Below are 19,119 nucleotides of genomic sequence, written 5' to 3'. Positions count from 1 at the left end.
CCATGGCGCGGATACCCCCGCGAACCCACCCTGCCCGGCCTTCGACAGTTTCCTGGGCGCCACGGAAAGATCAGAAGAGCGGGGGCAACAGCGGGGCGCTGCGCTCGATGGGTGCCAACCGTTGGTACGGCACTCCAGTAGATCCACGCCACGCGTGGATGCTTTGCACTGGATCAACCGATACTCGTACGATCGCGGCCGTCGCTCTTCGCGCGGTACAACGCGCGGTCGGCACGCTGGTACAGCAGCGCCGGGGTGCGGTCGTCGCCATCCAGTTCCACCAGGCCCGCACTGAAGGTCACCCGCAGGCCGGGTATGCCGGCCCAGTCCGGATGGTCATGGAACAGGCCACGCAGGCGCGCGCACAGTTGCGCCGCCTCCTCCAGCCGGGTGTCGTTGAGCAGCAGCGCGAATTCTTCGCCGCCGGTGCGTGCCGGCAGGTCCGAATCGCGACTGGCCGCTGCGATCACCTGGGCTACTTCCACCAATACCGCATCACCAATGCTGTGGCTGTGCTGATCGTTGACGTCCTTGAAGTGGTCGATGTCCAGCACCACCAGGCAGAGCGGATGGCCGCTGCGCTGGGCGCGGGCGAAGTCGCGGGCCAGCGCCTCGTCGAAGCCGCGACGGTTGGCCAGCCGGGTCAGCGCGTCTTCGCGGGCCTGCCGTTCGAATGCCTCGGCCTGCCGCGCCAGGCGCTCGGCCAGCTCGGTCTTTTCCTGGTTCAACGCCTGCAGGTGCACGGTCTGCGCCTGCAGGTCGAAGGTTGCCTCGTCCACGCGCCGTGCCAGGCGCAGGTTGCTGGCCTTGTACTGCTGCAGCAGGAAACGGTACAGCGCTACCAGCGCGGCCAGCAGCACCAGCCCGGTCAGCGCCTGTACGCTGCGCCGCTGCCACCAGAACGGCTCGACAGTGAAGCTCCACACTGCTTCCTGATGGCCCCAGCTGCCGCCTGGGTGCGAAGCGGCGACGTGCAGCGTGTAATCGCCCGGCGGCAGACCAACGAACTCCACGCTGCGCTGCGGACCACGCTCCACCCAGCCGCTGTCCAGACCCTCCAGCCGCGTGCGGTAGCGGATGCGGTCGGACATCAGATAGCTCAGGCCCACGTAGCTCACCGCAAGCCGTCGCCCACCTGGAATCAGGTTGCGCTCGCGGCCTTCCCAGTGCACCGGCGCACCGTCCACCTGCACGTTCTCGATTGCCGCAGGTGGCGCCGGACGCTCGCGGAAACGCTGCAGCCGCTGCGGATCGACCGTGCTCAGGCCACCGGCGGTCACCACCCAGAACGTGCCATCCTGGCGCAGGATCGCCGAGGGTCCGGAGCTGCCGTTGGCCTGCGCATTGGCCATGCCGTCGATTTCGTTGTAACGCTCCACGGTTACCCGCGGCGCGCGCCCATCGGCCACGGCGTTGAGCGTTGCCATATCGGTACGCAGCACACCGCGGTTGCTGCTGATCCACACATTGCCCAGGCGGTCGGGCACCAGCTGGAACACCGCATCCACCGGCATGCCCTGCTCCAGGCCCACGCGCGCCAGTGTGCCCCGCTGCCAGCGATACAGCCCACGGTCACTGCTGATCCACATCGCATCGCCGATCTGGTGGAAGCCGAACACGCTGCGGCCACCGCCCAGCGGCGCCAGGTCGATCGACTGCACCCGATCACCACGCAGCACGCGGACGCCTTCAATGGTGCCGATCCACAGATTTCCCTGGTGATCGTGTTCCAGCGCGGTGGTGAGGCCTCCCGGCATGCCGGGAACCGTTGGCACGCTCACCTCGTCACCCTCGATGCGGACCACGCCCTTCTGCGTCCCCGCCCAGACCACGCCGTCAGGCGCGATGCTGATCGCGCGGATGTTGCCGCCGGGCAGGCCATCGGCCGCGGCGTAGTTGTGGCGAAGCCGTCCATCGGCGCGCAACCGGTAGATGCCGTCGCCGAAGGTGCCCACCCACAGATCGCCGCCGGCATCCTGGGCCAGGCTCAGCACCGAGGGCGCCTTGCCACCGCGGTTGTGCAGCGGCATCGCGCGGAATCGACCGTCGGCGGTCTGCAGGTCCAGGCCGCTGGCACTGCCCACCCACAGGTGGCGATCACGGTCTTCGAGCACCGTGCGCACGTAGTCACCGCTGAGACCGTCGCGTTCGGTGTAGCTGCTGAACAGCGTTTCGCGCAGGCGATACAGGCCCCCGTTGGCACCCACCCAGATGCTGCCCTCGGCGTCTTCGCGCAGGCTGACCACACGCCCGCCGGGCAGGTTCAGACCTGCCGGCAGGCGCTCCAGGCCATGCGCCGAGATGCGCAGCAGGCCCTGGTTCTCGGTGCCCAGCCACAGGTCGCCATGGCGGTCCTGCAGCATGGCGGTCAAGTGCAACTGGCCGGGCAACCGGTGCACCAGTACCAGGCGATCGTCCTCCACCCGGTACAGGCGCTCGCCCGCGACGATCCACAGCGTGCCATCGGGTGCCCGATAGGGCCACGACAGGCCCCTGTCCACGCCCCACGCTGCCGGCGCGCGCTGCAGTACGCCGTCGGTGTCGCGCAGCACCAGGCCGTCGAGGGTGCCGATCCAGACCCGGTCCTGCGCATCGACCGCCATCTTGGTGAAACTCATCGCCAGCGGCAGGCCCGGCGGCGGGTGCTGGTAGACGATGCCCTTGTCCGGGGTCAGATAGCCGATGCCCTTGCCCTCGTACAACAGCCACAGGCGACCTTGGCTGTCCATCTGCATGGACTGGATCAGCACCTGCGGCGTATCCGGTTGGTGCTCCCAGACCCGCCACTGGCCATCGCTGCCGCGGTGGCTGACATTGCCACGCGAGTCGCTGATCCACAGCCCGCCCTGCGGGTCGACCAGCAGCGCGCCGATGCCGTTGTCGCGCAGCCCTGGCCGCGTGCTGCGGTCGAACACGGTGAAATCCAGGCCGTTGTAGCGCACCAGGCCTTCCCAGGTGGCGAACCACAGGTGGCCTTCCGGGGTCTGCGCGATGTCGCGTAGCGAGTTGTGCGGCAGACCATTGCGCGAGGTCCATACGTCGATGGCGTAGTCGCGCAGTGGCGGCGCGCCACTCTGCGCGGCCAGCGGCGCGGCTATCGCCAACAGCAGCCACAGCACACCCAATCGCAGCAGACGACCCATGTTCTTCGCGTGGCGCCCCGCCCGGCACCTGCCCGCCCCCTGCCCGCCCATCAGCGCGGCGGCGGCGGCCAGCGGCGGATGCCGGCGGTGGCGGCAAACGCGAACAGGAATGGCCGCACCGCGTAGGGCGGCATGCCGGCAGGAACAGGCAGGCTCATCGGACGAAGAATAGGGAAGTATGCAGATGATAGGGCAAACCCTGTCGTCGGAGTCACCGCATCCGGCACCGCCTGGCACCGGTGCCGATCCCTGCGGCTACCGCGCCTCGGCGCTGGTCGACCATTGCACCACTGCTTCCAACCCACCTTCGGGGCGGTTGCGCAGCCACAGTCGGCCCCCGTCCTTTTCGGCCAGCGCCCGGGCGATGGTCAGGCCCAGGCCGGCACCACCGGTCTCGCGCGAACGGGATGTCTCCACCCGCACGAACGGATCGAATACCGCTTCCAGCTGGTCATCGGCCAGCCCGGGGCCATCATCGGCGATGACCACCGTGATCGTGTCCTCGCCGCGCTCGACACGTACCCGGGCCCGCTGCGCATACATCACCGCGTTGTCCACCAGGTTGGAGAACAAGCGATGCATCGCCAACGGGCGCAGCATCAGCACCGCGCCGCTGCGGCCTTCGAAGACGACGTCGGCGCCGTCCTCAGCGGTGTCCTCGACGATGCTCCCCAGCAGCGAATCCAGATCCAGCGCGGCGCGCTGCTCGGCACTCTCCGCACTGCGGGCCAGTTCCAGCCCCTCGCGTACCAGCGCCTGCATCGCGGCCAGGTCGCCGATCAGTCGCTCGCGCAAGGTCTCGTCAGTCACGTTTTCCAGGCGCAGGCGCAGCCGGGTCAGCGGGGTCTGCAGGTCGTGGGTGATCGCCGCCAGCATCTGCGTGCGTTCGGCCAGGTGCCGCTGCAGCCGATGCTGCATGGCATTGAAGGCCTCGGCGGCGCGCTGCACTTCGCGCGGCCCGCGCAGCGGCAGTGGCGCCCGCTGCAGGTCATCGCCGAGGTCCTCGGCGGCTGCCGCCAGCTCCTGCAGCGGCGCACTGGCCATGCGAGCGACCACGTAGGCCAGCACGGCAATGGCCAGTACCAGCAGAGTCAGGAACAGCGGGTCCACGGCAAGGATGCCGTTGTGTGCGATCGCAGGCGAATCCAGGGCGAGCTTCAGCAATGTGCCGTCGTTGAGCACCACGTCCACCGCCCGGCACTTGGGTGGGATGAAGGTGGGATCGCGTTCGTGTGGCGGCTTGCGGTGACCCGGCGGCGGCGGCGGCAGTAGGTCCTGCAGCTTGGGAATGCACGAACGGAACGAGGCGAAGTGCACATGGGCCCGCGACACCGGGCCCGGGCGGTCCTCCAGCACTTCCATCAGCGCCCTGTCGGCCCGCCCGATGCGCGCGCCGGGCTGCAGCGCCCGCACGCTGGGGCCACCGATCTCCAACAGCCGCTCACGCAGTTCCGGGTTGCCATCCAGCAGATTGATGTAGCCCTGCAGGCGATCGGCAATGCGGTTCAGGTTCTGCCGCTCGAATTCCTGCTGCCGCTTTGAACTGGCCAGCATGGTCGCGCCGATCGCGGCCACGCTCATGCCCAGCAGCAGGATCACGAACAGCCGTCCTACCATCGAGGACAGGAAATGGCGCAGGCGCTTCATCGCGGCTTATTCCAGGTTGACGGCCGAGGCCAGCACATAGCCTTCGTTGCGCACGGTCTTGATCAGGCCATCGGGGCCACCGTCATCGGCGAGCTTGTTGCGCAACCGGCTGACCTGCAGATCGATGGCCCGGTCCTGCGCTTCATAGTTGCGGCCGCTGCTGAGGGCCACCAGCTGCTCGCGCGAGAGCACCTTGTTGGCATGGGCGATGAACACCCGCAGCAGGCGGAACTCGGCGCCGGACAGCACCACGACGCGCCCGTCCGGATCGACCAGGTGGCGATGCTCCAGGTCGAAGATCCAGCGCGAGAAACGCGCACGGCGCACCGCCAGCGGCTCCAGGTTGGCCGGAAGCGCCTCGGTACGGCGCAGCACGTTGCGGATGCGCGCCAGCAGTTCGCGCGGTTCGAACGGCTTGGCCAGGTAGTCGTCAGCGCCCATTTCCAGGCCAAGTACGCGGTCGATCGGCTCGGCGCGCGCGGTGAGCATGATCACCGGCGTGTTCGAGCGCGCGCGGAGGTCGCGGCACAGGGTCAAGCCATCTTCGCGTGGCAGGTTGAGGTCGAGCACGATCAGGTCCACGTGCTCGCGTTCCAGCAACTGTCGCATGGCGGTGCCATCGGCGGCGGTGCTGACCTGATAGCCAGCGCGGCCGAGCTGCTCGGCCAACAGAGTACGGATATCGTTATCGTCATCGACGATCAGCAAACGGTGCATCGGGTTTTCAGTCTCCATGTCGCGAATCATCCCGTGTCGGCAGCTGAACCGCATCCAGGCCAATGCGTACCACTGTATCCCCCGCAGTGCGGGATACCTGCTGATACGCCGTCTCGGAGACAGTGTTACATAGAGACACACCCCGAGGATTGAGCACAGCATCGCTCGATCTTCACAATGCCCACCAACGCCGCCACTGCGGCCCCCAGAGTGAAGCCGCCACGTGATCTCCCGCCTGTTGCCCGCGACCCGCAAGGGTCGCCTGATGTTGATCGCCCTGCTTGTCCTGATCGCCGCCGTTTCCGCCTGGTGGCTGCTGCGCAAGCCGGCCGCACCGGCCCTGGCGACCACCCCGGTCAGCCGCGGCGACATCGAACAGACGGTGGAGGCTACCGGCGTGATCGACGCCTACAAGCTGGTCAGCGTCGGTGCGCAGGCCTCCGGCCAGATCAAGTCGCTGAAGGTGCAGCTGGGCGACACGGTGAAGGAAGGCGACCTGATCGCCGAGATCGATGCCACCACCCAGCAGAACCAGGTGCTCAACGCGCAGGCCTCGCTGGACCAGGTGACCGCGCAGCGCGCGGTGCAGCAGGCCACCCTTCGCCAGGCCGAACTGGAGTTCGCACGCCAGCAGCAGATGCTGGCGGCCGAAGCCACCTCGCGCCAGGAATATGATGCCGCCGAGGCCCAGCTGAAGACCGCGCGTGCGCAGCTGCAATCCTACGAAGCGCAGATCAAGGGCCGCGAAACCGAACTGGGCACCGCGCGTGCCAACCTGGCTTACACCCGCATCGTCGCGCCGATGGACGGCACCGTGGTGGCGGTAGTGGCCGAGGAAGGCCGCACGGTGAACGCCAACCAGACCGCGCCGACCATCGTGATGCTGGCCCGGCTGGACGTGGTGACTGTCAATGCCGAGGTATCCGAGGCCGACGTGGTCAAGATCAAGGCCGGCATGCCGGTGTACTTCACCACGCTGGGTGACCCTGACCGCAAGTACCACGCCACGCTGCGGCAGATCAATCCGGCGCCGGCGTCGATCGCCAACGAGAGCTCGTCCAGTTCCAGCAGCTCGTCCAGTTCCAGCTCCAGCAGCGCGGTCTACTACAACGCGTTGTTCGACGTCGAAAACCCCGATGGCACCCTGCGCATCGACATGACCGCACAGGTATCGGTGCTGCTCAAGCAGGCCAAGGGCGTACTGATGGTGCCCGCCGTTGCGCTGGGGCCGAAGTCGCGCGATGGCGAGCGCATCGTGCGCGTGGTCGATGACAAGGGCCAGCCGCAGCCGCGCAAGGTCAAGGTCGGCATCAACAACGGCGCCAGCGTCGAGGTCCTGTCTGGCCTGAAGGAAGGCGAGCGTGTGGTGGTCGGCGAAGGCGGCGCTGCGGCGGCCGCAGGCGGCGGCAACCGTGGCGGCATGCAGATGCGGGTCGGCGGCCCGGGCATGGGGCGCCGATGAGCACGACGGCGCCGCTGCTGCGCCTGCGCAACCTGCGACGCGAATTCCCGGCCGGCGAAGACGTCATCGCCGTGTTGCGCGACGTCAACCTGGACATCCATGCCGGTGAGATGGTGGCCATTGTCGGCCAGTCCGGTTCGGGCAAGTCCACGCTGATGAACATCCTCGGCTGCCTGGACCGCCCTACCCGTGGCAGCTACCAGGTAGCGGGCCGCGAGACGGGAAAAATGGCACCCGACGAGCTGGCCGAGCTGCGCCGCGAGCACTTCGGTTTCATCTTCCAGCGCTACCACCTGCTGGGGGATCTCGACGCGCGCGGCAATGTGGCCGTACCGGCGGTCTATGCCGGCAGCCCCGGCCCGGTGCGCACCGCGCGTGCCGAGCAGCTGCTGCAGCGCCTCGGTCTGGCCGACCGCATGCACCACAAGCCCGGGCAGCTGTCCGGTGGCCAGCAGCAACGCGTGTCGATCGCGCGTGCGCTGATGAACGGTGGCGAGGTGATCCTGGCCGACGAACCGACCGGCGCACTGGATACGAAATCCGGCGAAGAGGTGATGGCCATCCTCGGCGAGCTGCATGCCGAAGGGCACACCATCATCATCGTCACCCACGACATGAGCGTGGCCGAGCACGCACAACGCATCATCGAGATCCGCGACGGCGAGATCATCGCCGACCGCGCCAATCCGGCCGCGCCCAGCTACCGTGCGCAACGCGAACCGAGCACGGGCGTCGCCCATGGCAGCAGCTGGCTGGCCGCCCGCGACCGCTTCACCGAAGCGTTCCGGATGGCCCTGCTGGCGATGAACGCTCATCGCCTGCGCACCTTCCTGACCATGCTCGGCATCATCATCGGCATCGCCTCGGTGGTATCGGTGGTGGCACTGGGCAATGGCTCGCAGCAGCAGATCCTGCAGAACATCAGCGCGCTTGGTACCAACACCATCGACGTCTACCCCGGCCGCGGGTTCGGCGACATGCGTTCGGCGCGGGTGCAGACCCTCAAGGCCAGCGATGCCGATGCCCTGTCGCGGCAGAGCTACGTCGACAGCGCCACCCCCAGCGTGTCCAGTTCGGTCACCGCGCGCTACCGCAACCAGTCGGCCACCGCGCAGATCAGTGGCGTCGGCGAGCAGTACTTCCGGGTGAAGGGCGTGAGCCTGCTCAGCGGCAGCTTCTTCGAAACCGATGCGGTGAAGGGACTCGGCCAGGTGGCGGTGATCGATGAGAACACCAGGACCCAGTTCTTCCCTGACAGCGACCCGATCGGCCAGGTGATCCTGCTTGGCAACGTTCCGGTGCGCGTGGTCGGGGTGGCCAAGAAGCAGAGCTTCGGTTTCGGCGGCAGCACCAGCCTGAGCGTGTTCGTGCCCTACACCACGGTGATGTCGCGCATGCTCGGGCAGAGCCACGTTTCCAGCATCACCGTGCGGGTCAACGATGAAACGCCGATGGATGCGGCGCAGGAAGCAATCACCCGGCTGCTGACCATGCGCCACGGCACCGAGGACTTCTTCCTCAGCAACAGCGCCGAGATCCGCGACACCATCGAACAGACCACGCGCACGATGACCCTGCTGATCGGCGCCATTGCCGCCATCGCGCTGCTGGTCGGTGGCATCGGCGTGATGAACATCATGCTGGTCTCGGTGACCGAGCGTACCCGCGAGATCGGCGTGCGCATGGCGGTGGGTGCGCGGCAGAGCGACATCCGCCAGCAGTTCCTGATCGAAGCGGTGCTGGTGTGCCTGCTCGGCGGATTGCTCGGCATCGGCCTGGCCCTGCTGATGGGTGTGTTGATCGGCCGTTTCGCCAGCGATTTCCAGGTGTTGTTCTCCACCGCTTCCATCATTGCCGCCTTCGCCTGTTCAACCCTGATCGGCGTGGCGTTCGGCTTCCTGCCGGCACGCAGTGCCGCCCAGCTCGACCCGGTGGAGGCCCTGGCCCGCGAATGAAGATGATGACCCGACTGCCCTTCCCCGCTCCCACACGCCTGCTGCTGGCCGGCGCCGTGCTGCTTGCACTCTCCGCCTGCGCTTCCGTGGGCCGCTATCCGGTTGAAGACCCCAGCGTTGCGGCCACCTATGGCCGTGGCGATGCGACCCTCAACGCACCGGCCGACGACCCGCGCAGCGGCCTGGACACCCCGGTTCGCGACATCCGCCAGGACCGCTGGTGGATCGGCTTCGGCGATGAGCGCCTGGACCGCCTCGTCGCGCAGGCGCTTGCCGCCAACAGCGACCTCGGTGCGGCCGGGCTGGCGGTGCAACGTGCACGCCTGCAGGCCGGGCTGGCCAGCAACGCGCTGTGGCCGCAGCCATCGTCGTCCGGGGTGAGCGGCAGTGGCAGCCGCGCCACCGACCAGGCCGACGACTGGCGCCGCAGCTATTCCACCGGTGTGTCGCTGGGGTGGGAAATAGACCTGTGGGGCCGCCTGCGCACCCAGCGCGACATCGCCCGCTGGGAGGCAGACGCCAGCGAAGAAGATCGGCAGAACACCGCCCTGCTGGTGATCGGTGATGTCATCAACCAGTACTGGGCACTGGCCTACCTCAACCAGTCCATCGCCACCGGCCAGGCCAACCTCGAGCGACTGCAACGCACGCACGAACTGGTGCAGGCACGCTTCGATGCCGGTGCGGTGTCGCGGCTGGAAGTACGCCAGGCACTGCAGAACCTGCAGTCGCAGCGTTCGGCGCAGAGCGCGCTGGAACAACAGCGGGTGGAAGTGCGCAATGCGCTGACCGTGCTGCTGGATGGCACGCCCTGGCCGCAGCAGGACGAACCGCAGAACCTGCTGGAGGCGCAGAGTCCGTCCATTGCCGAAGGCCTGCCGGCCGATCTTCTCGGCCGCCGGCCGGACCTGCGCGCGGCCGAACTGCGGCTGCGCAACAGCCTGAAGACGATCCGGGTGACCGCCACCCAGTACTACCCGGCACTGAGTCTTACCGGCAGCCTGGGTTCCAGCGCGACCTCGCTGGGCGATGTGCTGCGCAATCCGGTGGCGACGCTGGGCGCTGGCCTGTCGCTGCCCTTCCTCAACCTGCAGCGCGCGCAGCTGGATACGGACGTGGCCGGTACCAACTACCAGATCGCCGCCACCAACTTCCGCAAGACGCTGTACACCGCGCTGTCGGAGGTGGACAACGCCCTGTCCGCACGTGAGCAGCTGCTGCGCCAGGTGACTGCCTCGCAGGCGTCCTACGATGAAGCAGTGGAAGTGGAGCGCGCGCAGGAGGTGCGCTATCGCGTGGGCGCTACCGATCTGCGCACCTGGCTGGAAGCACAACAGACCCGCCGCGATGCGGAACTGTCACTGGCGCGGGTGCGGCAGAGCCAGTTGAACAACGACGTGACCCTGTTCAAGGCGCTGGGTGGCAGCGCCGGGTAACGTGCCCGGAGCGCCAACCGAGGTTGGCGGCTAACACCTGCCCGGCAGGTGTCGACCTTGGTCGACATGGCAGATCACAAAAAAGGGGTCAGATCCCTTTTCCCTGGAAAGGGATCTGACCCCGATCATTCTGCAGCGGTGCCGATCAACCGCGCTGGCGCACGGCCTCGAACAGGCTGACGCCGGCAGCGACCGAAACGTTCAGGCTCTCGATCTCGCCCGGCATCGGAATCTTGACCAGGCCATCGCAGTTCTCGCGGGTCAGGCGGCGCAGGCCGTCGGCTTCGCCGCCCAGCACCAGCGCGATGTTGCCCTTCAGGTCCAACTGGTACAGCGACGAGGTGGCTTCACCGGCCAGGCCGTAGATCCACACGCCCTGCTTCTGCAGGTCCTTCAGGCAGCGCGACAGGTTGGTCACCGCCACCACCGGAATAAGGTCGGCAGCACCGGCCGAGGTCTTGCGCACGGTGGCGTTGACCGTGGCCGACTTGTCCTTGGGAATGATCACGGCGGTAGCGCCGGCAGCGGCGGCCGAACGCAGGCAGGCGCCGAGATTGTGCGGGTCCTGCACCTCGTCCAGCACCAGCAGCAGGGCCTTGCCTTCCGCAGCCGTGACCAGGCCTTCCAGCTCGTTCTCGTTGTAGGTGCGGGCGGCGGCATAGCGTGCAGCCACGCCTTGGTGGCGCACCGAACCGCCCACGCCGTCCAGCGCCTGGCTGTTGACCTTGCGCACGTCGATGCCCTTGCGGCGGGCATTTTCCTCGATCTCGGTCAGACGCGGATTCTTCGCACCGGCCTCGACCAGCACTTCGCGGACGTTCTCGGCGTCGTTCTCGATGGAGGAGGCGACGGCGTTGACGCCGACGATCCACTGGCTGTTCTTGCTCATGCGGGCAGGACCGGAAAGGGGGTGGCTATGGTAGAGCATCGGGGGCGGCCGCGCTTCGCGCTCGCCGGGCATGGCCCGGCGCTACCCGCCGTTCACCCTTCGGCCGAACGGCTGCGCGGCGGCCAGTGCGGGGTGTCGTGGTCGGGGTGCTGGTGGGACACGATCGTGGCCAGGAACTCCAGCGCGGCGACATCATCTTCGGTGCGGCGTGCCGGCAGCCCGCCCAGCCCGTCAACGAAGGGCAGCTTGCGCTCGACGCCATACTGGATGGTCGGCGGCAGGCGTTCAGGCTGGTCGAAGGCACCGGCGGCCACCGCCATGCCATCGGGCGCTTCATAGGTCAATGGCGTGCCGCAGTCGGCGCAGAACCCGCGTCGCACCACGTTGGAGGACTGGAAATAGCGCGGTTGGCCACGCGTCCAGCTGAACTGCACGCCGCGCACCGAGACCAGCGGCGCGTAGTACGCGCCAAAGGCCTTCTGGCACATCCGGCAGTGGCAGATCGAGCTGTCGGTCAGCTCGCCCCGCACCTGGAAGCGGATCGCACCGCACTGGCAGCCGCCGCTGTATTCGGGTTGGCCCTGCATTGCCGCTTTCCTCCGAAACGTCGTGCCAACCAACGGTTGGCACCTACCGGGTGAGGTGGGTGCCGACCGTTGGTCGGCACACCTTTCAATACTGCTTTTTCGTGCGCTTGGCCGGCTTGCCGCGCTCGGGCAGCGGCGCCGGGTTCTGCACCTCTTCCTCACCCTTGTGCTCGACCAGGCGGAAGTCGATCTTGCGTTCTTCCATGCTGGCCTTCAGCACCAGAATGCGCACCTGGTCACCCAGCCGGTAACTGCTGCCGCGGCGCTCACCGGTCAACGTCTTGCGGGTCGCGTCGAACTTGTAATAGTCCTGTGGCAACTGGGTCACGTGCACCAGGCCCTGTACCTTCGAGTCGGCCAACTCCACGAACAGGCCAAAGCTGGTCACACCGCTGATCACGCCGTCGAACTGGCCACCGACGTGTTTCTCCATCCACGCCGCGCGGTAACGCTCATCGACTTCACGCTCGGCCTCATCGGCACGACGCTCACGCTCGGAGCACTGCAGTGCCAGTGCGGCCATCTCGCGGGCGTTGTAGGTGAACTTGTCCAGCGGCTTGCCCGACAGCGCATGCTTGATCGCACGGTGCACCAGCAGATCCGGGTAACGACGGATCGGCGAGGTGAAGTGCGCGTACGCCTCCAGGGCCAGGCCGAAGTGGCCGTTGTTGTCCGGGCTGTACACGGCCAGGCTCTGGCTGCGCAGCAGCACCGATTCCAGCAGCGTGGCATCGGGACGGTCGCGGATCTTCTTCAGCAGCTTGGTGTAATCGCCCGGGCGCACCTTCGACCACGGCGGCAGGCTCAGCTTGAACTCCTTGAGGAACTCCAGCAGATCGGCGTACTTGGTCTCCGGCGGCTTCTCGTGCACGCGGTAAGGCGCCGGCACGTGGCGCGACAGCAGGTACTTGGCCGCCTCCACGTTGGCCGCGATCATGCATTCCTCGATCAGCTTGTGCGCATCGTTGCGTACCAGCATGCCGGCCTGGGTGACTTCACCGCGGTTGTCGAGCACGAAGCGGACTTCGCTGCTTTCAAATTCGATCGCGCCACGCTTGGTGCGCGCCTTGGACAGCACCTTGTACAGCTGGTGCAGGCGCTGCACCTGCGGCAGCAGGTCGCCGATGAAGGCCTTGGCACCGGCATCGTCCTCGCCCACCGCCTGCCACACCTGGGTGTAGGTCAGGCGCGCGTGCGAATTCATCACCGCTTCGTAGAAGCGCGAGTGGATGACGACGCCCTCGCGGTCGATCTGCATGTCGCAGACAAAGCACATGCGGTCGACCTTCGGCATCAGCGAACAGATGCCGTTGGACAGCGTTTCCGGAAGCATCGGCACCACGAAGCCCGGGAAGTACACCGAGGTGGCGCGCTTCTGCGCTTCATCATCCAGCGGCGTGCCGGGACGGACATAGTTGGAGACATCGGCAATAGCCACCACCAGACGGAAGCCGTCGGCGTTCGGCTCGCAGTACACCGCGTCGTCGAAGTCCTTGGCGTCCTCGCCATCAATGGTGACCAGCGGCGTGCTGCGCAGGTCGACGCGATTACCGATCATCGCCGGTTCGACCACCAGCGGCACCGAGGCGGCTTCGTCCAGCACCTCCTGCGGGAACTCGAACGGTAGTTCGTGGCCGTGAATCGCGGTCTCCACCACCAGCGATGCGGTCAGCTTGTCGCCGAGCACGGCGATGATGCGGCCGATCGGCGGACGGCGGCTGTCCGGTGCCTGGGTCAACTCGCAGACGACCAGCTGGCCATCGCGCGCGTCGCCGGTCTGGTCCGGCGGCACCTGCACGTTGCGTTGGATGCGCTTGTCATCGGGTACCACGTAGTTGATGCCCATCTCGACGCTGAAGCGACCGATCAGTCGCGTCATGCCGCGCTCAAGCACGCGGGCGATGCTGCCTTCGCGACGGCCGCGGTGATCGATGCCGGTAACACGGGCCAGCACCTTGTCGCCGTGCATCACCTTGCGCATTTCATACGGCGGCAGGAACAGATCGTCACCGCCCTCGACCGGGCGCAGGAAGCCGAACCCTTCCGGATTGGCAATCACCACACCGGTGACCAGGTTCAACGTCTGGATGGGCGCGAAGCCGCCGCGGCGGTTCTGCACCAGCTGGCCATCGCGGACCATGGCGCCGAGCCGGCGCGACAGTGCCTCGGCGCGGTCCGGTGCGGTCAGGCCCAGGCGCGCGCCAAGTTCTTCAGCGGTCTGCGGCCCTTCGCAGCGTTCCAGCAGGGCCAGGATGGCCTCGCGGCTGGCGATGGGTTGTTCGTACTTTTCCGCTTCGCGGGACGCATAGGGATCGTCGATCACCTTGCCCGTCGGCGGCAGCTTGCGGCCCGGCGCGGGGCCCGGTGCCTCTGCATTGCGCGGGCCACGTCCACGCGGAGCGGCGGCGGCATCGGCCACGGCGGGCAGCCAACCCGGCAACGGCTTGCCTGGCTTGTTGTTGCGGGCCGGGCCGGCCTTGGCACCCTTGTTCGGGGCTTCGCTGCGGGACTTGCTCCCGCCCTTGCTTGGTTTTTTGGTAGTCATCGCCCTCCATGGTAGCCGTTGCGGGCGTGCAGAACGGGTCAGCAAAACGGTTGAAGCATCCCCATTAAGAATTTTCAGGAAATCGTTGACAGCCCCCCGGTTCATCTTCACAATTGCGCCTCTGGAACGCCCAGATGGCGGAATTGGTAGACGCACTAGTTTCAGGTACTAGCGGGTAAAACCGTGGAGGTTCGAGTCCTCTTCTGGGCACCAACGAAAAAATTCCTCGCTTCGGCGGGGATTTTTTTTGCCTGTAATCCGGATGCGGCACCCCATCCACGCATGGCGTGGATCTACTGGGCGCGGTGGTCGCGGGGATTTCACAAGGGTCTTGACACCTCCATCACGGCACCGCATAATTCTCCTCCTCGACGCCCAGGTGGCGGAATTGGTAGACGCACTAGCTTCAGGTGCTAGCGGGGGCAACTTCGTGGAGGTTCGAGTCCTCTCCTGGGCACCATGTCGAGAATGAAAAACACCCGCGAAAGCGGGTTTTTTCTTGTCCGGCGTCCGGCCGGCATCACCACCACGAACGCAGCACCAACTCCAGGCCCAGCAGCAACAGGAAGCCGAGGAAGCACGCACGGAATACCCGCGCACTGATGCGCTGGCGGATCACCTGCCCCAGCCACATGCCGGCCAGCGACGGCACCACCGCCAACGCGCTGAGACCGAGCTGCTGCACGCCGAACGCACCGTGCAGCACCAGGCCCGTGGTCAGCGAGATCGTGGACCCCGTGAATGCAAGCCCCAGCGCCTGCACCAGCTCGTCTCGCTGCAACCCCAGCGACTGCAGGTAGGGCACTGCCGGCATCACGAACACGCCGGTTGCGCCGGTCACCACACCGGACATCGCGCCCACCAGTGGTCCGAGCCAGCGCTCGCGCCGAGCCGGGACCCGCAACACCGGCGCCAGCAACGCGTACCCGGCGTAGACCACCAGCGCCACACCCAACGCGGTACGCGACACATCACGATCCACCCGCACCAGCAACGCGGCGGCACCGAGCGTAGCGATCACCACCGCCAGCATCATCGGCCACAGCCGCCGCACGGTGCGACCCAGTGATGGCCCGGACAGCAACTGCCAGGCATTGGTGACGAAGGTGGGAATGAACAGCATCGAGGCCGCCGCCACCGGCGACAACGCGCCGCCCAGCAATCCCATCGCCACCGTCGGCAGGCCCATGCCGGTCACGCCCTTGACCACCCCGGCCAACAGGAACACCCCCACCAGCAACCCATAGAAGTACGTCGTCTCGTTCATGCTGCCATTGGAGCCGGCGCCGCAGGCGCGCACAATGCGGTCTTTCCCGCCTGCGCCTTCGGACCAGCCGAAGGCAGGGCCGAGCGGAGCAAACGACATGCGCTTGGACATTGCCGATCTGCGCCTGTTTCTGGCAGTAGCCGAAGCCGGCAGCATCACCGCCGGCGCCGTAGAGGCGAATCTGGCACTGGGATCGGCCAGCGAACGCCTGCGCGCCATCGAAACCGACGCCGGCACCGCACTGCTGACCCGTCACCCGCGCGGCGTCAGCCTCACCGAAGCGGGCGCCGCACTGGCCCATCACGCGCGCCTGATCCTGCAGCAGCAGGCACAGCTGCGCGGCGAACTGCAGGCGTTCGCCCACGGCGCTCGCGGCACGCTGCACCTGTACGCCAACACCGCGGCATTGACCAACTATCTGCCCGCACGACTGGCCCCATGGCTGGCCGAACGCCCTCGCCTGCGCGTCGAACTGCACGAACGCACCAGCAATGAAGTCGTGCGTGCGATCCGTGCCGGCCAGGCAGAGGCCGGCATCATCAGTGACGCCGTCCCCGCCGATGGGCTGGGCCGCCATGTCATTGCCGAAGACCCGCTGATGATGCTGCTGCCGGCCGGCCACCGCTTCGCCGCGCGGCGCTCGCTCGACTTCAGCGATGTGCTGGGCGAGACCTTCGTTGCCCTGGCCGACGGCAATGCGCTGCAGACCTATATCGAAGAACTGGCGGCAGAGGCCGGACGCACGCTCGACGTACGCATCCGCATGAAGACCTTTGAAGGCCTGTGCACGATGGTGGGCCATGGCATCGGCGTGGGCATCGCGCCGCGCACGATCGCGCGGCAATATCGGCGGGCCACCGGCATCGTCGCCGTTGCACTCGACAACGCATGGGCACAACGCCGGCTGTGCGCCGCGTTCGCCGACTGGAAATCGCTCTCGCCGCCGATGCGCAGCCTGCTGCTGCATCTGGATGTGGACGCGGAAAGGGGTGCAGAAAAAAATGTGTGAAATGGTGTTGACACATATCCAACCTTCCTGCAAAATTCTCCTCCTGAGTCGCCCAGGTGGCGGAATTGGTAGACGCACTAGCTTCAGGTGCTAGCGGGGGCAACTTCGTGGAGGTTCGAGTCCTCTCCTGGGCACCATGACTCAGACAATGATCAAACCCGCGCAAGCGGGTTTTTTCATGTCCGGAGTTCGGGGCGCGGCGTTGCATGCGATTGCTGCTCGACGTGACGTGTCGTATCCGGCCCCATCTGGCGGCCACTTGATTGTGCGATCCCCCTTCGGCACATCGCCGCCACGCTCTGAACATCATTCGTATCCGAATCCATTTCACGTTCCGCTCGAATTCGTACTTTTCCTAAACGAAATCCACGCAATTCCTTTTCCCCGGCAGGCAGATTTACTGCTACCGGGGGCAGACACGACATCACGCTCTGCTCCGGTGCCCTTCCTCCCGCAAAGGACGCTCTATGCAGCGCAGCATCATCTGCCCCCACTGCCACACCAACTCCAACTACGGCGTAACCGTCTGCGTGGGATGCCAGGCCGAGGTCCATTACGGCGCACCAAAAGAAGCGCACCTGCTTGTCATCGTCGCCGCCATCATCTGCGGCGCATTTGTCGGTAGCCACGTGCAGGCCACTGCCGGCTGGGTCACGGGTGGCGTCGTACTTGTGGCAGGAATGTGGGCGATCAGCCAGCTGTTCCGCGATCGCGTGGTGTTCAAGCGCGTGTATCGCACACGCTAGGCCCGAACCAGTCTGCTTGACCTGGATGTGCCAGGGCACACCATTTGAAAGGCATGTCCCCGCACTTTCCGCAACGCCCAAACAGAAACCCCGCCTTCCGGCGGGGTTTCTGCGTTTCAACAACAACGATCGATCAGTGCCCGCCACCGGCGGCGGCACCCGCGCCTGCACCGAACGGCGGCTTGGCCAGCCACAGGAAGGTGATGATCGCCAGGAAGATCCAGCCCAGCAGGAAGAAGATGTCGTTGAAGCCCATCTGCGACGCCTGGTGGTTGATCATGTTGTTCAACACCGCCGCACCGTGTTGCAGGTCACCCTGCCCCATCGCTGCGACCTGATCCTGCATGCCCGGCTGATACACCGAGATGTGTTCGGTCAGGTCCGCGTGATGCACCTGCGTGCGACGCGCCCACAGCCAAGTGGTCAGCGACGCGGCGAAGCTGCCACCCAGCGTACGCAGGAACGTGGCCAGGCCCGAGCCGGCCGCGATCTCACGACCATCCAGGTCCGACAGCAGGATCTGCAGCACCGGCATGAAGAACAGCGCCACACCGATGCCCATGATCAACTGCACGCCGGCCACGTGCTGGAAATCCACCTGCAGGTTGAACCCCGATCGCAGGAAACTGGTCATCGACAGCACCACGAACGCGATGGTGGCCAGCATGCGCATGTCGAAGCGCGATGCGTACTTGCCCACGAACGGGGTCATGATCACCGGAAGAATGCCGATCGGTGCGGTCGCCAGGCCTGCCCATATCGCGGTGTAACCCATGTCGCGCTGCAGCCACTGCGGAATCAGCAGGGCCACGCTGAAGAACGCCGCGTAAGCCACCACCATCGCCAGCGTACCGGCGCGGAAGTTGCGGTGCCGGAACAGCTTCAGGTCGACGATCGGATCCTTGTCGGTCAGTTCCCAGATCAGGAACACGGTCAGCGCCACCACGGCCACGCAGGCCAGCACCACGATCTTCATCGACGAGAACCAGTCCTCGTCGTTGCCCAGGTCGAGCACCAGCTGCAAGGCGCCCACGCCGATCACCAGGGTGACCAGGCCGACGTAGTCCATCTTCGGCTTCTCGACGTGCTCGGGGCGACCCTTCAACTGGTTGCCCACCACCAGCGCAGCGAAGATGCCCAGCGGCACGTTGATCAGGAAAATCCATTCCCAGCTGTAGTTGTCGGTGATCCAGCCACCGAGGATCGGCCCGCAGATCGGCGCCACCACGGTGATCATCGCCAGCAGCGCCAGCGCCTGTCCACGTTTCTCCCGTGGATAGATCGACACCAGCAGCGACTGGGTGATCGGGTACATCGGGCCGGCGACGAAGCCCTGCAGCGCACGCGACAGCACCAGCATGCCCATGCTCTGGGCCAGGCCGCACAGCAGCGAGGTGATCACGAAGGCCAGCGTGGCCCACACGAACAGCTTGCGCTCGCCGAAGCGACGGCTGAGCCAGCCAGTCAACGGCAGCGCGATCGCAGTGCTCACCGCGAACGAGGTGATGACCCACGTCGCCTGCTGCGAACTGGCGCCAAGGTTACCGGCGATGGTCGGCAGCGAGACGTTGGCGATGGTGGTGTCGAGCACCTGCATGAACGAGGCCATCGCCAGGCCCACGGTGCACAGGGCCACACTGGGTGGCAGGAAGCCGGCGGCCGCACCCGGCGCCGCCGGTGCGCCGGGCGCAGCTGGAGCTTGTGCGGACATGGCCG

Annotated in this window: 13 protein-coding genes and 3 tRNA genes; 8 read left to right on the top strand and 8 right to left on the bottom strand. The window is 66.6% G+C overall.

Features of this window, described 5'->3' with window-relative positions:
• Positions 1-173: 173 nt before the first annotated feature.
• The 3 genes from ACEF39_RS07000 to ACEF39_RS06990 form a co-directional block, all read right to left on the bottom strand.
• Entirely contained in the window at positions 174-3,143 is a 2,970-nt protein-coding gene (locus ACEF39_RS07000) for a two-component regulator propeller domain-containing protein (RefSeq protein ID WP_500287430.1), read from the bottom strand.
• 255 nt (positions 3,144-3,398) lie between these two features.
• Positions 3,399-4,790, bottom strand: a complete 1,392-nt coding sequence (locus ACEF39_RS06995) for an ATP-binding protein (RefSeq protein WP_500287429.1) — start codon at positions 4,788-4,790, stop codon at positions 3,399-3,401.
• Positions 4,791-4,796: 6 nt separating this feature from the next.
• Positions 4,797-5,525, bottom strand: a complete 729-nt coding sequence (locus ACEF39_RS06990; protein WP_500287428.1) for a response regulator — start codon at positions 5,523-5,525, stop codon at positions 4,797-4,799.
• A gap of 205 nt (positions 5,526-5,730) precedes the next feature.
• Between ACEF39_RS06990 and ACEF39_RS06985 the strand changes: the two genes are divergently transcribed.
• From ACEF39_RS06985 to ACEF39_RS06975, 3 genes are read left to right on the top strand one after another with little or no spacing between them, the layout of a single operon-like run.
• A complete protein-coding gene (locus ACEF39_RS06985; RefSeq protein ID WP_500287427.1) occupies positions 5,731-6,969 on the top strand; it encodes an efflux RND transporter periplasmic adaptor subunit in 1,239 nt (412 codons plus the stop codon).
• Complete coding sequence (locus ACEF39_RS06980; protein ID WP_500287426.1) at positions 6,966-8,924, top strand: MacB family efflux pump subunit; 1,959 nt, start codon at positions 6,966-6,968, stop codon at positions 8,922-8,924. The genes ACEF39_RS06985 and ACEF39_RS06980 overlap by 4 nt, the downstream gene beginning before the upstream one ends.
• On the top strand, positions 8,921-10,360 hold the full coding sequence (locus ACEF39_RS06975) for a TolC family protein (RefSeq protein ID WP_500287425.1): 1,440 nt from the start codon (positions 8,921-8,923) through the stop codon (positions 10,358-10,360). Before ACEF39_RS06980 ends, ACEF39_RS06975 begins: the two co-directional genes overlap by 4 nt.
• A gap of 145 nt (positions 10,361-10,505) precedes the next feature.
• Here ACEF39_RS06975 and rlmB read toward each other — a convergent pair whose 3' ends face one another.
• From rlmB to rnr, 3 genes are all read right to left on the bottom strand, one after another.
• Complete coding sequence (gene rlmB / locus ACEF39_RS06970) at positions 10,506-11,249, bottom strand: 23S rRNA (guanosine(2251)-2'-O)-methyltransferase RlmB (RefSeq protein WP_500287424.1); 744 nt, start codon at positions 11,247-11,249, stop codon at positions 10,506-10,508.
• Positions 11,250-11,341: 92 nt separating this feature from the next.
• Positions 11,342-11,836, bottom strand: coding sequence for a GFA family protein (locus tag ACEF39_RS06965; protein ID WP_500287423.1), 495 nt, complete (start codon positions 11,834-11,836; stop codon positions 11,342-11,344).
• Positions 11,837-11,921: 85 nt separating this feature from the next.
• Complete coding sequence (gene rnr, locus ACEF39_RS06960) at positions 11,922-14,381, bottom strand: ribonuclease R (protein WP_500287422.1); 2,460 nt, start codon at positions 14,379-14,381, stop codon at positions 11,922-11,924.
• Between the two features lie 128 nt (positions 14,382-14,509).
• Between rnr and ACEF39_RS06955 the strand changes: the two genes are divergently transcribed.
• Together ACEF39_RS06955 and ACEF39_RS06950 are read left to right on the top strand one after the other, a co-directional pair.
• Positions 14,510-14,594, top strand: a tRNA-Leu gene (locus ACEF39_RS06955).
• Positions 14,595-14,754: 160 nt separating this feature from the next.
• Positions 14,755-14,841 (top strand) — tRNA-Leu (locus tag ACEF39_RS06950).
• Between the two features lie 60 nt (positions 14,842-14,901).
• Here the strand turns inward: ACEF39_RS06950 and ACEF39_RS06945 are convergent.
• The gene (locus ACEF39_RS06945; protein WP_500287421.1) at positions 14,902-15,648 is read right to left on the bottom strand and encodes a sulfite exporter TauE/SafE family protein; all 747 of its coding nucleotides are present in this window, start codon (positions 15,646-15,648) and stop codon (positions 14,902-14,904) included.
• Between the two features lie 97 nt (positions 15,649-15,745).
• Between ACEF39_RS06945 and ACEF39_RS06940 the strand changes: the two genes are divergently transcribed.
• The 3 genes from ACEF39_RS06940 to ACEF39_RS06930 all read left to right on the top strand — a co-directional run bounded on the left by ACEF39_RS06940 (position 15,746) and on the right by ACEF39_RS06930 (position 17,403).
• Positions 15,746-16,657, top strand: coding sequence for a LysR family transcriptional regulator (locus ACEF39_RS06940; protein WP_500287420.1), 912 nt, complete (start codon positions 15,746-15,748; stop codon positions 16,655-16,657).
• A gap of 50 nt (positions 16,658-16,707) precedes the next feature.
• Positions 16,708-16,794 (top strand) — tRNA-Leu (locus tag ACEF39_RS06935).
• A gap of 330 nt (positions 16,795-17,124) precedes the next feature.
• Positions 17,125-17,403 (top strand): hypothetical protein, encoded by a 279-nt coding sequence (locus ACEF39_RS06930; protein ID WP_500287419.1) that lies wholly within the window; start codon positions 17,125-17,127, stop codon positions 17,401-17,403.
• Positions 17,404-17,536: 133 nt separating this feature from the next.
• On the opposite strand, the gene emrB is transcribed toward ACEF39_RS06930, so the two are convergent.
• Entirely contained in the window at positions 17,537-19,114 is a 1,578-nt protein-coding gene (gene emrB / locus ACEF39_RS06925) for a multidrug efflux MFS transporter permease subunit EmrB (RefSeq protein WP_500287418.1), read from the bottom strand.
• Positions 19,115-19,119: the final 5 nt, after the last annotated feature.

This window comes from Stenotrophomonas indicatrix (assembly GCA_041545745.1).
Classification (GTDB): Bacteria; Pseudomonadota; Gammaproteobacteria; order Xanthomonadales; family Xanthomonadaceae; genus Stenotrophomonas; species Stenotrophomonas indicatrix_A.
This window is presented reverse-complemented; position numbering and strand designations above follow the sequence as displayed.